This is a genomic window from Leisingera sp. CC-HEC096 (genome assembly GCF_059429235.1).
Genome location: NZ_JCAIJS010000006.1, coordinates 112,450 through 126,074, shown reverse-complemented (window position 1 = coordinate 126,074; position 13,625 = coordinate 112,450). Strand labels below are relative to the sequence as shown.

Annotated in this window: 15 protein-coding genes; 2 read left to right on the top strand and 13 right to left on the bottom strand. The window is 63.5% G+C overall.

Annotated features, from left to right (window positions below; genetic code table 11):
* Positions 1 to 40: 40 nt before the first annotated feature.
* Positions 41 to 229 (bottom strand): hypothetical protein, encoded by a 189-nt coding sequence (locus AC5STI_RS20955; RefSeq protein ID WP_495448193.1) that lies wholly within the window; start codon positions 227 to 229, stop codon positions 41 to 43.
* A 109-nt stretch (positions 230 to 338) separates the two neighbouring features.
* Here AC5STI_RS20955 and AC5STI_RS20950 point away from each other — a divergent pair, with 109 nt between their 5' ends.
* Positions 339 to 863 carry a CBS domain-containing protein gene (locus AC5STI_RS20950; protein WP_475053600.1) on the top strand — a complete coding sequence of 175 codons (525 nt, stop codon included), beginning with the start codon at positions 339 to 341 and terminating at the stop codon, positions 861 to 863.
* A 24-nt stretch (positions 864 to 887) separates the two neighbouring features.
* On the opposite strand, the gene AC5STI_RS20945 is transcribed toward AC5STI_RS20950, so the two are convergent.
* A complete protein-coding gene (locus AC5STI_RS20945) occupies positions 888 to 1,331 on the bottom strand; it encodes a MarR family winged helix-turn-helix transcriptional regulator (RefSeq protein ID WP_495448192.1) in 444 nt (147 codons plus the stop codon).
* 153 nt (positions 1,332 to 1,484) lie between these two features.
* Between AC5STI_RS20945 and AC5STI_RS20940 the strand changes: the two genes are divergently transcribed.
* The gene (locus AC5STI_RS20940) at positions 1,485 to 2,063 is read left to right on the top strand and encodes a YceI family protein (RefSeq protein ID WP_495448191.1); all 579 of its coding nucleotides are present in this window, start codon (positions 1,485 to 1,487) and stop codon (positions 2,061 to 2,063) included.
* A 148-nt stretch (positions 2,064 to 2,211) separates the two neighbouring features.
* On the opposite strand, the gene nqrF is transcribed toward AC5STI_RS20940, so the two are convergent.
* The 11 genes from nqrF to AC5STI_RS20885 form a co-directional block, all read right to left on the bottom strand.
* Positions 2,212 to 3,435: an NADH:ubiquinone reductase (Na(+)-transporting) subunit F gene (gene nqrF / locus AC5STI_RS20935; RefSeq protein ID WP_475053593.1), complete on the bottom strand. Its 1,224-nt coding sequence runs from the start codon at positions 3,433 to 3,435 to the stop codon at positions 2,212 to 2,214.
* A gap of 16 nt (positions 3,436 to 3,451) precedes the next feature.
* The gene (gene nqrE / locus AC5STI_RS20930) at positions 3,452 to 4,060 is read right to left on the bottom strand and encodes an NADH:ubiquinone reductase (Na(+)-transporting) subunit E (protein ID WP_019296950.1); all 609 of its coding nucleotides are present in this window, start codon (positions 4,058 to 4,060) and stop codon (positions 3,452 to 3,454) included.
* Positions 4,060 to 4,713: an NADH:ubiquinone reductase (Na(+)-transporting) subunit D gene (locus AC5STI_RS20925; RefSeq protein ID WP_475053591.1), complete on the bottom strand. Its 654-nt coding sequence runs from the start codon at positions 4,711 to 4,713 to the stop codon at positions 4,060 to 4,062. The genes nqrE and AC5STI_RS20925 overlap by 1 nt, the downstream gene beginning before the upstream one ends.
* Complete coding sequence (locus AC5STI_RS20920; protein WP_495448190.1) at positions 4,713 to 5,516, bottom strand: Na(+)-translocating NADH-quinone reductase subunit C; 804 nt, start codon at positions 5,514 to 5,516, stop codon at positions 4,713 to 4,715. The genes AC5STI_RS20925 and AC5STI_RS20920 overlap by 1 nt, the downstream gene beginning before the upstream one ends.
* Complete coding sequence (locus AC5STI_RS20915; RefSeq protein ID WP_495448189.1) at positions 5,509 to 6,717, bottom strand: NADH:ubiquinone reductase (Na(+)-transporting) subunit B; 1,209 nt, start codon at positions 6,715 to 6,717, stop codon at positions 5,509 to 5,511. Before AC5STI_RS20915 ends, AC5STI_RS20920 begins: the two co-directional genes overlap by 8 nt.
* 5 nt (positions 6,718 to 6,722) lie before the next feature.
* Positions 6,723 to 8,066, bottom strand: a complete 1,344-nt coding sequence (locus AC5STI_RS20910; protein WP_495448188.1) for a Na(+)-translocating NADH-quinone reductase subunit A — start codon at positions 8,064 to 8,066, stop codon at positions 6,723 to 6,725.
* A gap of 357 nt (positions 8,067 to 8,423) precedes the next feature.
* Complete coding sequence (locus AC5STI_RS20905) at positions 8,424 to 9,548, bottom strand: mandelate racemase/muconate lactonizing enzyme family protein (RefSeq protein ID WP_495448187.1); 1,125 nt, start codon at positions 9,546 to 9,548, stop codon at positions 8,424 to 8,426.
* Entirely contained in the window at positions 9,545 to 10,639 is a 1,095-nt protein-coding gene (locus AC5STI_RS20900) for an alcohol dehydrogenase family protein (protein ID WP_495448186.1), read from the bottom strand. Before AC5STI_RS20900 ends, AC5STI_RS20905 begins: the two co-directional genes overlap by 4 nt.
* A gap of 97 nt (positions 10,640 to 10,736) precedes the next feature.
* Positions 10,737 to 10,976, bottom strand: coding sequence for a hypothetical protein (locus AC5STI_RS20895; RefSeq protein WP_495448185.1), 240 nt, complete (start codon positions 10,974 to 10,976; stop codon positions 10,737 to 10,739).
* A gap of 3 nt (positions 10,977 to 10,979) precedes the next feature.
* The gene (locus tag AC5STI_RS20890) at positions 10,980 to 12,431 is read right to left on the bottom strand and encodes an aldehyde dehydrogenase family protein (protein WP_495448184.1); all 1,452 of its coding nucleotides are present in this window, start codon (positions 12,429 to 12,431) and stop codon (positions 10,980 to 10,982) included.
* Positions 12,428 to 13,582 (bottom strand): aromatic ring-hydroxylating oxygenase subunit alpha, encoded by a 1,155-nt coding sequence (locus AC5STI_RS20885; RefSeq protein WP_495448183.1) that lies wholly within the window; start codon positions 13,580 to 13,582, stop codon positions 12,428 to 12,430. The genes AC5STI_RS20890 and AC5STI_RS20885 overlap by 4 nt, the downstream gene beginning before the upstream one ends.
* Positions 13,583 to 13,625 lie beyond the last annotated feature (43 nt).

Sequence of the window (13,625 nt, the reverse complement as noted above, 5' to 3'; positions counted from 1 at the left end):
GCTGCTATGCCCCTGCCCCGCGCCAGAGTCAAATGGCGCCTCAGAACTTCAGCGGCAGAAAGGCCAGCGCCAGAAGGCCCAACGCGGCCGGCACGCCATAAAGCCACGCCCTGAGCCGCGCATCAGGCGCCTCGGACTTCCAGTTCTGCCGGTACAGATGGCCGCAGACCACCACCAGGAACACGGTCAGCGCGCCGGTCACGGGGGTCAGGTAAAGGGATTCGAACATATTGTTTTCCGGCCTTTGTTAGCGCTCGCGTCATTTCGCCCCTTCCCGGATCGTGATCCGCCGTTAAGATGGGGGCAGGACCTGATGCAGGATAGGAGGAGACCCGCGCATGGCACCGTTCTCATACCAGCCTCCGACCCGGGGCGACAAGGCCGGCCAGGAAAGCCACAGCCAGTCGCCCGAGTCGAATTTGTCGCACGGCCAGTCGACCGTTGCGAAACTACTGGAGGCCAAGGGCGACGCGATTTTTGCGATCCGCCCGAACGACACCGTCGGCCATGCGGTGGAGGCCCTGCGCGACAAGCGTATCGGCGCCCTAGTGGTGACCGACCAGAACGGCGCGCTGCAGGGCATCCTGTCGGAGCGCGACATCGTGCGCCGTCTGGCAGAGACGCCGGGCCACACCCTGCCGCAGCTGGTCGAGGATATCATGACCCGCGAGGTCAAGACCTGCGATCCGGACGATCTGCTGATCGACGTCGCCAAGGTGATGAACGAGGGGCGCTTCCGCCACCTGCCGGTGGTCAAGGACGACCGCCTGTGCGGCATGATCACTGTTGGCGACGTGGTGAATTTCCGCCTGCAGGAGCTGGAGTATGAGGCCCTGCGCATGAAGCAGATGATCGTCGGCTGACTTAAGGCTTGCGGCAGCGGCGGATCAGGGAAATGGGCCGCCGCCCGTCTCCTGCAGGTGTTCCAGAAACCCCTGCAGGTTCCCGGCCCTGGCCAGCGCCTCCATCTTGCGCTTGATCGCGGGGCCATAGACCGCCCACATCTCCAGGCGCAGCGCCGCGCCCTCGGCGGTTATGTGCAGTATTTTACCGCGCCGGTCCTGCTCAAAAACCGTTTCGCGCACCAGCCCTTGTTTGATCATCTGCGCCAGAATGCGTGACAGGTTGGACTGTTCGAACAGCAGGTTCCTGGTCAGCTCGAAGGCGCGCACGCCGCCCTCCCCCGCCATTTCGATCCCCCACAGCACGTCATACCACCGCAGCGGCGGCAGCCCGGCCTCCCGCAGCTCCGCCTCCATCTCCCGGTGCGCCTGACGGTGTGCCCGGTTCAAAAGAATCCAGATTTCAGTTTCCCGTTTGCTTGGTGTCATCTGCCTTCACGAGTTGGTGAGCGAACTGGCCGCCAGGCCAGTTGCTTATGGATACGCCGAAATAGATGTCATAGCATCTACATTGCATTCAATGCGTAAAAGGACCCTAGAACTTCACAATCGCCTCAAGACATATCAGACAGGAAGAACCTCATGCTGATCAAGATTGCCCCGCTTGCAACCGCAGCCCTGCTTGCTGCGCCCGCCGCCCTGGCGGCCGCCTACAAGACCGATCAGGGCCATACCGAGGTCCGGTTCAGCTGGAGCCACGCAGGTGTCTCGATGCAAAGCGGTGAATTCACCGAGGCAGAAGGCACGCTGGAGCTGGACGCGGAAAACCCGGAGGCATCCTCGCTGACTGTCACGATCCAGGCAGACAGTGTCTCCACTGGTTTCGGGCCGCTGGACGATCACCTCTCCAGTGCCGATTTCCTTGAGGTCGCAACCTATCCGGAAATCACCTTTGTCAGCACCGGCATCGAAAAAACCGGCGACAAGACGGCCAAGGTAACCGGCGATCTGACCATTCACGGCACCACTCAATCCGTGGTGCTGGATACCACCATGACTCACCTGGGCCCGCATCCTCTGGGCGGGGCGCTCGAGTATTACCAGGGCGACTGGGCGGCCTTTGAGGCGACCACCACCATTGATCACCAGGCCTTTGGCGTCGGCGGCTTCTCCACCGGCCCGATCACCATCCAAATCGTCAGCGAGCTGAAGGCGGAGTGATCTCTGCCCCGCCGGCGCACAAGCCGGTGCAAAGGGGGTGTACAGGGGGTGCACGGATATCACCCCCCTCCCCGGCCCGTTTCTCAGAACAGAAAAAGCCCCGGATTTTTCCACCCGGGGCTTCTGATTTTCTGCCTTGCTTTCCGGCTTAGCCGCCGAAGTCGTCGAGCATGATGTCCTCGCGGTCCACGCCCAGATCCAGCAGCATGTTGATCACCGACTGGTTCATGATCGGCGGGCCGCACATGTAGAATTCGCAGTCTTCCGGCGCCGGGTGGTTCTTGAGGTATTCCTCGTAAAGGACGTTGTGGATGAAGCCGGTATAGCCTTTCCAGTTATCCTCCGGCTGGGCGTCGGACAGGGCGACGTGCCATTCGAAGTTGTCGAACTCCTCGGCCAGCTGGTCGAAGTCCTCGACAAAGAACATCTCCTTCTTCGAGCGCGCGCCGTACCAGAAGCTGATTTTGCGGTCGCGGTTCTCCAGCCGTTTCAGCTGGTCGAAGATATGGGAGCGCATCGGCGCCATGCCGGCACCGCCGCCGATGAAGACCATTTCCTTCTGGGTGTCACGGGCGAAGAACTCGCCGAACGGACCGGAAATGGTGACTTCATCACCCGGCTTCAGGTTGAAGATGTAGGACGACATCTTGCCTGCCGGAATGTCGGTGGAGCCCGGCGGCGGCGAGGCCACACGGACGTTCAGCATGATGATGCCCTTCTCATCCGGGTAGTTCGCCATCGAATAGGCGCGCTCGATCGGCTCGTCCACGACGGATTTGTACTGCCACAGATTGAAGCGGTCCCAATCCTCGCGGTACTCCTCCTGGATGTCGAAGTCGGTGTAGGACAGCTGGTGCTCCGGCGCTTCGATCTGGATGTAGCCGCCGGCGCGGAAGTTCACGTCCTCGCCTTCGGGCAGTTCAAGAACCAGCGCCTTGATAAAGGTCGCCACGTTGTCGTTGGAGCGCACCTTGCAGCGCCATTTCTTGACGCCAAAGACCTCTTCGGGAACTTCGACCTCCATGTCCTGCTTGACCGCAACCTGGCAGGACAGGCGGTCGCCGCAGGCGGCTTCGCGCTTGGTGATGTGGCTTTCCTCGGTCGGCAGGATGGAGCCGCCGCCGGAATGCACCCGCACCCGGCACTGGGCACAAGTGCCGCCGCCGCCGCAGGCGGAGGGGACGAACAGTTTCTCGGCCGCCAGCGTTTGCAGCAGCTTGCCGCCCGCGGGCACCGAGATGGTTTTTTCACCGTTGATGGTGATGTTGACGTTACCGGTCGCGACCAGGCGGGAGCGGGCAGCCAGAATGATGGCCACCAGCGCCAGCACGATCACCGTGAACAGGACAACGCCGAGCGAGAAAGTTTCCATAACTTCAGACGCTCCCTTACAGTTTGACGCCGCTGAAGGACATGAAGGCCATCGCCATCAGACCCGCGGTGATAAAGGTGATGCCCAGGCCCTGCAGGCCGTCCGGCACGTCGGAATACTTCAGCTTCTCGCGCACGCCCGCCATCGCAGTGATCGCCAGCGCCCAGCCAAAGCCGGAGGAGAGGCCGTAAGTGGTTGCTTCCGCAAAGTTGTAGTCGCGCTCCACCATGAACAGCGAGCCGCCCAGGATGGCGCAGTTCACCGTGATCAGCGGCAGGAAGACCCCCAGCGCGTTGTAGAGCGGCGGGAAGTACTTATCGAGGATCATCTCCAGGATCTGCACCATCGCCGCAATCACCCCGATATAAGAGATCAGGCCGAGGAAGGTCAGATCCACATCCGGGAACCCTGCCCAGGCCAGCGCGCCCGGCTTCAGCAGGTAGGTCAGCAGCAGGTTGTTGGTGGGCACGGTGATCGCCTGCACCAGCATCACCGAAATCCCCAGACCCAGCGCGGTGGAGATCTTCTTGGACACCGCGATGAAGGTGCACATGCCCAGGAAGAAGGAGAGCGCGAGGTTCTCGACAAAGATGGCCTTAACGGCGAGTGAAATCAGCCCTTCCATCAGTGCGCCTCCACGGATTGGATTTTGTATTCACGCTCTTCCACCTGGTTCGGTTTCCAGGTGCGGAACGCCCAGATCAAGAGGCCGATGACGAAGAACGCCGAGGGGGGCAGCAGCAGCATGCCGTTCGGGACATACCAGCCGCCGTTGTTCACGGTTTCCAGGATGGTGATGCCGAACAGGGAGCCGGAGCCGAACAGCTCGCGGACCACGCCCACCAGCATCAGGATCAGGCCGTAGCCCAGACCATTGCCCAGACCGTCGATAAAGGACGCCACCGGCGGGTTGCTCATGGCAAACGCCTCGGCGCGGCCCATCACGATACAATTGGTGATGATCAGGCCGACGAAGACCGACAGGGTCTTGGAAATCTCAAAGGCATAAGCTTTCAGCACCTGGTCCACCAGGATCACCAGCGAGGCGATGATCACCATCTGCACGATGATCCGGATCGAGCTGGGGATCTGGTTCCTGAGGATCGAGATGAACATCGACGAGAACGCGGTCACGAAGGTCACCGCCAGGGTCATTACGAATGCCACCTGCAGCGACGAGGTCACCGCCAGCGCCGAGCAGATGCCCAGCACCTGCAGGGTGATCGGGTTGTTGTCGACCAACGGGTCGATCAGCATGTCTTTCTTGCTCTGGGACATCAGAACTCTCCCGCTTGCAGTGACTTGAGGAACGGCCCGTAGCCTTCTTCGCCCATCCAGAACCGCACCAGGTTGTCCACGCCGACAGACGTCAGCGTCGCACCGGCGAGGGCGTCAATGTGGTGTTCGGGGCCGGCGGCAGGCACGGTCTTGGACACGGTGATCTCCAGATCGCCGTCTTCGTCCCGCAGTTCCTTGCCATGCCACAGCGCTTTCCAGCGCGGGTTGTCCACCTCGGCGCCCAGACCCGGGGTTTCGCCGTGCTGATAGAACTGCAGGCCAAAGATGTCGTTGCCGTTCTCCTCCACCGCGATGAAGCCATAAAGGGTGGACCACAGGCCGTAGCCGTGGATCGGCAGGATCACCTTGTCCAGATCGCCGTTTTCCTCGCGCAGCAGATACACGGTCTTGTAGCGCGACTGCCGGCCGATGCCCGCCGGGTCATTCACCAGCTCGCGGCTCAGCTCCGGGTCCTGCGCGGCGGCCAGACCGTCAAAGGTGGCGGCGTCGAACTGGTCGGTGAAGGTGTTGGTTTCCAGATCCAGCACCTGCGGCTCAAACGCGGCAAAGGCTTCGGCCACATTCTGGCCCGGCTCGTAAAGGCCGGCCACCTGCAGAACGTTCAGCTGCTTGTCGCGCTTCTTGTTGGTTTCCTGCACCGGGCGCAGGGACACGGCGGCGGTGGACACGATCATCGAGGCCACCAGGCAGACGGCGACGGCGATGAACACGGTCTTGCCAACCGAATCCGGCGATGCGGCGAGGAAGCGGCCAATCAGGCCCTTGCTTTGGGTATCAGCCATGGCGGCGCGCCCTCCGTTTGATGTTTGCCTGCACGACGAAGTAGTCGATCAGCGGTGCAAAGACGTTGCCGAACAGGATCGCCAGCATCATGCCTTCGGGGAAGGCCGGGTTCAGCACCCGGATCAGCACCACCATCACGCCGATGAGGGCACCATAGATGTAGCGGCCCGCGTTGGTGTGGGATGCGGACACGGGTTCGGTCACCATGAACACCAGGCCAAAGGCATAGCCGCCCAGCACCAGGTGCCAGTACCACGGCATCGCGAACATCGGGTTGGTGTCGGAACCGATAACGTTCAGCAGCGCTGAAAAGCCGATCATGCCGCCCAGGCAGCCCACGATCAGGCGCCAGTTGGCAATCTTGGTCGCAAGCAGGAACAGCAAACCGATGGCGCAGGCCAGCGTCGAGGTCTCGCCAAAGCTGCCCTGGATGGTGCCATAGAACGCATCCGACCATTCAATGCCCTTGGCGGCCAGCGCCTGCACGCCCTCAGCAGCGGACACACCCAGCGCGGTTGCGCCGGAGAAGCCGTCAACCGGGGTCCAGACACTGTCGCCCGACATGTTGGCCGGATAGGCGAAATACAGGAACGCACGGCCGGTAAGAGCGGGGTTCAGGAAGTTCTTGCCGGTGCCGCCGAAGACTTCCTTGCCGATCACCACGCCGAAGATGATGCCAAGCGCCACCTGCCACAGCGGCGTCGAGGCCGGCAGGATCAGCGTGTACAGCATCGAGGTGACCAGGAAGCCCTCGTTCACCTCGTGCCCGCGCACGGTGGCAAAGACGACCTCAAAGATGCCGCCCGCAACCAGCGTCACGATGTAGATCGGCAGAAAGTACAGAAACCCGTGCGCGATATTGGCCATCGGGTTCGCCGCATCCAGCGAAATGCCGAACATCTGCAGCAGGGCAATCCGCCAGCCGGTCGCCGCGTCGGCCCCCAGCGCTGCAATGGCCGAGTTCGCCTGATAGCCGGTGTTCCACATGCCCCACAGGATGCAGGGGATGGTGGCAATCACCACATAGGTCATGATCCGCTTCATATCGATGTAGGAGCGGGCATGCGGCGCCACGGTGGTGACGGTTTTCGGGGTATAAAGGAAGGACTCCACCATTTCGTAGACGGGGAAGTACTTCTCGTACTTGCCACCCTTCTCGAAATGCGGCTCGATCCTGTCAAAGAAGCTGCGCAATCCCATCCGGCTCAGCCCTCCTTTTCAATCTTGGTCAGGCAGTCGCGCAGCGCCAGCCCGTATTCGTACTTGGCCGGGCAGGCAAAGCCGACGAGGCCCATGTCCTCTTCGTCGAGCTCAAGCGCGCCCAGCTCCTGTGCGGAGTCGGTGTCCATCACCAGCAGCGCGCGCAGCAGCTGCGTCGGAAGGTAGTCCTGCGGCATCAGCCGCTCGAAGGTGCCGGTGGGCACCATTGCCCGGCGGCCGCCGTTGAGGTTGCTGGTCAGGTTGAACAGCTTTCGGCTGAGGGCAGAGCCCAGCACCGGCTGCACGGCGTATTTGCCGGGCATCGGGCGGATCCAGCCCATCGGGATCTGCTCGCGGTCTTCCTCGATGATCGCAACCTGGCGGGCAAAACGGCCCAGATAGGCCAGCGGCCCTGCCGCCTGGCGGCCGGACAGGATCGAACCGGAGATCACCCGCACCGGGCCGTCAACGGCGATCTCGCCCCGGGTCAGCTCCTCGGTGGAGGCGCCCGTCACGGTGCGGACCAAACGGGGGCTGCGCGCAGCGGGACCGGCGATGGCAACCACGGTGGAGGGGTCCAGGTGGCCGGTCAGCAGCAGGCGGCCGATGGCGATCACGTCCTGATAGGACACGGTCCAGACCTGATCGTCGGCGCGGACCGGATGCAGGAAGTGGATGTGCGTGCCGGCCAGGCCCGACGGGTGCGGCCCGTCAAAGGCAGCAGCTTCCACACCGGCAAGATTGGCACCGGGGATGCTGTCGCCTGCCTTCTGGCACAGGAAGGTGGTGCCGTCGGTCAGCTGAGTGATGGCCTTGAGGCCCGCCTCGAACGCCTCGGCCGCGTCATTGATGATCACGGCGGCATCGGCGGCCAGCGGCTCGCTGTCCATTGCGGTCACGAAAATCGCTTCGGGCTTGGTGCCCGGCTGCGGCATCTTGGAATAGGGACGGGTGCGGAACGCGGTCCACAGACCGGCCGCGCACAGCTTGGCGGTCAGGCCTTCAGCCGTGCCGGCATCGCCCACGGCGGAGAAATCGATGCCCTTGTCTTCGGCATCCGAAATCTCGATCACCACGCTTTGCAGAACACGGCGCGCACCGCGGTTGATCGCCACGACCTTGCCGGTCATCGGCGCGACCATCACCGCGTCTTCAGCGTCCTTGTGGCAGAACAGCGGCGTGCCGCGCTGCACGTCCTCGCCTTCCTGCACCAGCATACGGGGTTTCAGACCCAGATAGTCGGGGCCCAGCACGGCCACCGAGGTGATGGCGGGGCCTTGGTGGATTGTCTGTTCCGGTGCGCCTGTCACCGGCAGATCCAGCCCCTTTCTCAAGTTAAATGTCTTCATATTTGCGCTACGTCCCTCCAAGGCCGAATCCCGTGGCGGTTCTTACCCCGTTCCGGCAGCGGCGGCAAAGAAAACGCACAAAACGCCGTTTTCCGCACATCCGCACAGCCTGTCCTGATTTCCGGCGCACTCGAATCAAATTCGGCACCGATTGGCAAGGCTGTGGCCCTGCCTGTATCTCAAATTCCTGTGCATAGCGCGGATTTGTCAGCCTGTTGGCGCTCACGGGCCTTGGGAAACCGTCAAAGCGGGCGGGCGGAAACGGCAACACCGTTCCGGCAGGCGCCGCCAAAGCGGGCCTGTGTGCCTGCCAGTCTCAAAGGGGCGTTGAAACTGATTCTACCAAATACTGCGTATTCAGGCGTCCCAAACGGCCTGCGGTTCACCCATCAAATCGCGGTCGACGGTGATCCCCAGCCCCGGCGCATCCGGCACCAGCACGCCGCCGTCCTTTACGGCTGCGTCGAACTCTGCCGTTTTCAGCGTCACCATATCGCGGCAGTCCAGAATGCAGCGCAGCGACCGTTCCGGCACCGTTGCGCCCAGATGGGCGATGGCCGAAAACGCCACTACCGAGCCGACGGTATCCTGCACGCTCACGGTCGCGCCCGCGGCCAGGCACATGTCGCGGTGCCGGCGCCCATGGGTCAGCCCGCCCGCCTTGGAGATCTTGAGGCCGATGCCGTCGGCCACATCCCCCGCCAGCATCAGAGCAATGTCCTCATCCTGCTGCACCAGCTCATCCAGGATAATCGGCACGGTGCAGCGCTTGCGCAGCGACATCGTCTCGCGCCAGGTCTTGCAGGGGGCCTCCAGCACGAAATCCAGCCCCTCCGGCAGCATCCGCAGCATCCGCAGTGCGGTTTCCGGCGTCAGCCCGCCATTGGCATCGACCAGGAAGAACTCGCCCGGTTGCCGGTCCGCCAGCGACGCGCGGATGCGCTCGGCGTCCAGCGCCGGGCCGCCCTCGGCATCAAGCGCGCCGATCTTCACCGAATGGCCCAGATAGCCCATCGCGCGGTGCTGAGCGACGCGGGCGCGCATGTCTTCGGGGCTGCCTGCATAGATCGAAGAGATCACCGGCAAGCGTTTGCCGGTGGAGCCGCCCAGAAGCTCGCAAACCGGCATGTTCACCGATTTGCCGAACAGATCCCAGCAGGCCAGATCAATTGCGGATTTGGCATGGTTGTGGCCCAGCAACGCCTCGTCCATCGCCTCGTTGATGCGGTCCATCTGCCGCGGGTCGCGGCCCAGGAGATAGGGCGCAATCTCAGTGATCCCGGCCCGCGCACCCAGGGCGTGCGAGGCGATGTAGGTGGCGCCGAACGGGGTGCTTTCGCCCCAGCCCTCCAGCCCGGTGTCGGTGGTGATGCGCACAAAGGAGGCATCAAAGCTGCGGTACTCCCGCCCGCCCGACAGCATGTAGACGCCGCCGGAATAGGGCAGATCCAGTTGATAAAGCTCGATTTTCTTGATCTTCATTCGGACACCTCCGCGATCATCAGCACCAGCTTGCCGGTGTGCTTCTTGCTCAGGAAGTCCTCCTGCGCCGTTGCAATCTCGCTCAGCGGATAGGTCCTGGCGACCAGCGGGCGGATTTCCCCGGCTTCGATGTAGGAGATCAGATTGGCGAACACCTCATCCTCCTGGAAGGTGCAGCCCATCAGGGTCAGATCCTTGAGGTAGAGCGTGCGCACGTCGATCTCAGAAATCGGCCCGGCGATGGCACCGGCGGTGGCGTAACGTCCGCCGCGCCGTAAAACGTCCAGAAAAGACGGCCACTGCGGACCGGCCACCAGATCGACCACCACGTCGATGGACCCCTCGCCCAGTTCCTTCACCAGATCAGCGTTGCGGTCGACAACCCGGTCCGCCCCAAGTGCCAGAACCTCATCCGCCTTGGCGGCGGAGGACAGCGCAATCACAGTCGCGCCGCGTCGCTTGGCCAGCTGCACGGCAGCGGAACCAACGCCACCCGAGGCGCCCGAGATCAGCACGGTTTCGGCGCCGAGGCCCACCCGGTGCAGCATGTTCTCCGCCGTGGAATAGGCGCAGGGGATCGAGGCCAGCTCCGCATCGGACCAGTCGCAGTTCACCGCGTGGGTTTCCCGCGCAGGCGCCACCGCGAACTGGGCAAAGCCGCCGTCGCATTCGCTGCCGAAGGTCCAGCATTCATAGGGGCGGTAATCGACGTAAGTTCGCAGCATGTTGCGCACCAGAACCCGCTCGCCGATGCGGGCGGGGTCAACGGTCTCGCCCACCGCAGCGATATAACCGCAAGCGTCAGCACCTTGAATGCGGGGAAATTCCAGCGGCTTGCCGGACCAGCTGGCGTCGTCGTCGTTGACACTGTCAAAACCGCTGGCGCCGCCGGCGTTGGTGTCGGCGTCCACCGCCTTGGAGTACCAGCCGATACGGGTGTTGATGTCGGTGTTGTTGATGCCTGCCGCCGCCACACGGATCAGCACCTCGCCCGGGCCGGGCTGCGGCACTGGCACGTCGGTGCGGTAGTCCAGCTTCTCGATGCCGCCGTGGCCGGTCAGCAGGACCGCTGCCATTTTCTCCGGGATCATGCCCCTGCCCTCCCCTTTCAGAATTAGATTGGCCGGCCCTCCCCTGCCGGCCAAAACAGGCTGCTGTCCCCGCGGGGACAACGGCCTGAAACTTGTGTCACAGCTCCAGCGGATGCGCCCGGCCCCGCTCCGCCAGGCGGCGGTTCAGCTCTTTCGCTTCCGGCAGCCCGGCCTCCAGCGCAAAGACAAAGGCGTGGGTCAGGTAGAAGCAGGCGGCGTCGATATTGCCCGCCGCCTCCGCCATGTCACCGGCCAGCGTGTAAAGCCGGACCAGCTCTTCGCTGTCCTTGTCTTCATGCGCCTGCAGAAGCGCCCGGTCGAGGTCTGCCCGCTCCATCGCTCAGCCCTTCAGCGAAATCGCGATGTTCTTGGTGCGCACATAATTATAAAGCGCCTCCAAACCCTTCTCGCGCCCGAAACCGGATTTGCCGACGCCGCCGAAGGGGGTGGAGATGCCGCCCGCGAACCATTCGTTCACGAACACCTGCCCCGCCCGCAGACGGTTCGCGACGCGATGCGCGCGCGCCAGATCGCGGGTGAAGACGCCGGCCACCAGCCCGAACTCGGTGCCATTGGCCATGGCAATCGCCTCGGCTTCGTTATCAAACGGCGTGAAGCAGGTGACGGGGCCGAAGATCTCTTCCTGCGCCACGCGCGCGCCCGGGTCCACATCCGCCAGAATGGTAGGCGCCATGAAGTAGCCCTCGCGTTCCAGCCGGGCACCGCCGGAGGCCGCGCGCGCGCCGCTTTGGCGGGCGGTGGCGGTCAGGGTTTCGATACCGTCGAGCTGGCGGGCCGAGATCACCGGGGTGAGGCCGGGGTTTTCCATCCCGTGACCGACGCTCAGGCCGTTTGCCAGCGCGGCGGCGCGCTCGACCGCCTCGTCATAGATCGAGCGGTGCACCAGCACCCGCGACATGGCGGAGCAGACCTGGCCCGCATTGTAGAAGATGCCGCTTTGCAAGGAGGACATCAGCGTGTCCAGATTGGCGTCTTCAAAGGCCACCGCGGCGGATTTTCCGCCCAGCTCCATCAGCGCGGGCGTCACCGGGTTGGCGGCGGCGCGCAGGATGGCCTGGCCGGTCGGCACCGAGCCGGTGAAGACGATCTGATCCACGGCGGAGCTTTCGACCAGCCGCGCGCCGAGTTCAGAGCCGATGCCGTTCAGGATAGACACCGCCCCCGCGGGGACCTCAGCGCGTTCCAGTGCCACACCCAGCATGGCGAGCGCCATCGGGTCCAGCTCGGGTGATTTGATGATCACCGAGTTGCCCGCCGCCATCGCAGGCGCCAGCGACCGCGCCGCAATCGACACCGGGAAGTTCCACGGCACGATCTGGGCGGAGACGCCATAAGGCTCGTAGACCGTAAAATCAGCGTAATCGGGACCGAGCGGGATCGACTTTCCTTCGATCTTGTCGGCCATGCCGCCGTAGTATTCGAAATACTGCGCGGCCTCTTCGAATTCGTCGTGGGCAGCGCTCAGGCTCTTGCCGCTTTCCCGGCACAGCAGCTCCGCGCCTTCGTCCGCGATGCCCCGGATTTCCGCCGCGATGCGCTGCATCAGCTGGCCGCGTTTGGCAGGCTTCATCGCGGCCAGATCGCCGCGCTCGAAACTTGCCCGCGCGGCCTCCAGCGCTTTCGCCAGGGTTTCTTCACCCGCCAGCGCGCAGTCGCCCACGTGCTGCCCGTTGCCCGGATCCTCGACGGCCATGCGCGCACCGCCGTCGCCTTCGACCCATTCGCCGGCCAGGAAATTCCTGGCCAGCCCGTCTTTCAGGAAAGAAATCATGCCTCGCGGCCTTTGGTCACCTGATCGGCCACCCAGGCGTGGAAGTTGTGGGTCGGCCCGTCCATCGCCGGCGAGAAACGCCCGCCGTCGAACAGCTCGCCGTGGCGGCCCTTCTGCATGCCCTCGACGACAAACACGTCTTCCTCGAACACGGTCTTCCACAGCTTGGCGTTCTCGGTGCGCAGGTCTGCCAGCTCCGGGGTCTCTTCCGGGGATTTGGCGTAGTACAGCTCGATATGCTCGACAGTGTTCTCGGTGTCGACCGGCTCCAGGATGATTGCAAAGGCATGATCGCGCTGCACACCCAAGAGGACGTTCGGATAGACCGCGGTGTATTCGCCGCCCTCGTCCCACTTGCTGCTGAGGCCCTCGAAATCCGGGAACAGCTCGCCGTTTTCGCCTTTCAGCTGGCGGTAGACCAGGGTGCCCTGGCCGGAATACTTGCCCGGCACCTCGATGTTGTAATGGTCTTCCAGACGGGAATAGCTGTTCAGGCCCGGATGCACCCACGGCAGGTGGTAGCTTTCGCAGTAGTTCTCGACCGCCAGCTTCCAGTTGGTTTTCACCTCCAGCTTGAAGCCGGAGCCTTCGCCGCCGTGATGCACCGGGGTTTTGAATTCCTTCCAGCGTTCCAGCAGGTCGGCATGGGCCTCCTCGAACTCCGGCGCGGTGCCGTCGACGTTCACGAAGATCACATCGCGCCAGACGTAGGAGCGGATGCGCACCAGGCCCAGCTCATCGAGCTTGATGTCTTCATGCTTGTTGTTGCCGGGGCCGCCGACGTGCGGGGTGGAGACCAAGCGGCCATCGAGGCCATAGCACCAGCTGTGATAGGCGCAGCGGATGGCGCCGCGGATCTTGCCGGCCTTCTCGACCAGGATCATGCCGCGGTGGCGGCAGGTGTTCTGAAAGACGCCGACTTCGCCGTCCTTGTCGCGCACGATCAACAGCGGCATGCCGAGGAAATCCACCGGCTTGGCATAGCCCGGCTCCGGCACGTCCTTGCCAAAGCCGATGCCCGACCAGTTCTTGAACAGGACTGAGCGTTTCTCTTCGGCAAAGACGGCGGGGTCGATGTAATGGGCGTTCGGCAGGCCGTTGGCCACGTTGACCGGAGCCATCACCGGGGCAAGCGTGTCATGCTTGTTCATCTGGGTCTCTCCAAGGCAGGAAATAGATGTGCGCGTTTTGCGC

Excerpts from the sequence above, each read along its gene's own strand:
- nqrE (WP_019296950.1), bottom strand. The coding sequence starts at position 4,060 with ATGGAAGGGCTGATTTCACTCGCCGTTAAGGCCATCTTTGTCGAGAAC.
- AC5STI_RS20910 (WP_495448188.1), bottom strand. The coding sequence starts at position 8,066 with ATGAAGACATTTAACTTGAGAAAGGGGCTGGATCTGCCGGTGACAGGC.
- AC5STI_RS20945 (WP_495448192.1), bottom strand. The coding sequence starts at position 1,331 with ATGACACCAAGCAAACGGGAAACTGAAATCTGGATTCTTTTGAACCGG.
- AC5STI_RS20905 (WP_495448187.1), bottom strand. The coding sequence starts at position 9,548 with ATGAAGATCAAGAAAATCGAGCTTTATCAACTGGATCTGCCCTATTCC.
- AC5STI_RS20925 (WP_475053591.1), bottom strand. The coding sequence starts at position 4,713 with ATGTCCCAGAGCAAGAAAGACATGCTGATCGACCCGTTGGTCGACAAC.
- AC5STI_RS20915 (WP_495448189.1), bottom strand. The coding sequence starts at position 6,717 with ATGGGATTGCGCAGCTTCTTTGACAGGATCGAGCCGCATTTCGAGAAG.
- AC5STI_RS20895 (WP_495448185.1), bottom strand. The coding sequence starts at position 10,976 with ATGGAGCGGGCAGACCTCGACCGGGCGCTTCTGCAGGCGCATGAAGAC.
- AC5STI_RS20950 (WP_475053600.1), top strand. The coding sequence starts at position 339 with ATGGCACCGTTCTCATACCAGCCTCCGACCCGGGGCGACAAGGCCGGC.
- AC5STI_RS20890 (WP_495448184.1), bottom strand. The coding sequence starts at position 12,431 with ATGATTTCTTTCCTGAAAGACGGGCTGGCCAGGAATTTCCTGGCCGGC.
- AC5STI_RS20940 (WP_495448191.1), top strand. The coding sequence starts at position 1,485 with ATGCTGATCAAGATTGCCCCGCTTGCAACCGCAGCCCTGCTTGCTGCG.
- AC5STI_RS20900 (WP_495448186.1), bottom strand. The coding sequence starts at position 10,639 with ATGATCCCGGAGAAAATGGCAGCGGTCCTGCTGACCGGCCACGGCGGC.
- AC5STI_RS20885 (WP_495448183.1), bottom strand. The coding sequence starts at position 13,582 with ATGAACAAGCATGACACGCTTGCCCCGGTGATGGCTCCGGTCAACGTG.
- AC5STI_RS20920 (WP_495448190.1), bottom strand. The coding sequence starts at position 5,516 with ATGGCTGATACCCAAAGCAAGGGCCTGATTGGCCGCTTCCTCGCCGCA.
- AC5STI_RS20955 (WP_495448193.1), bottom strand. The coding sequence starts at position 229 with ATGTTCGAATCCCTTTACCTGACCCCCGTGACCGGCGCGCTGACCGTG.
- nqrF (WP_475053593.1), bottom strand. The coding sequence starts at position 3,435 with ATGGAAACTTTCTCGCTCGGCGTTGTCCTGTTCACGGTGATCGTGCTG.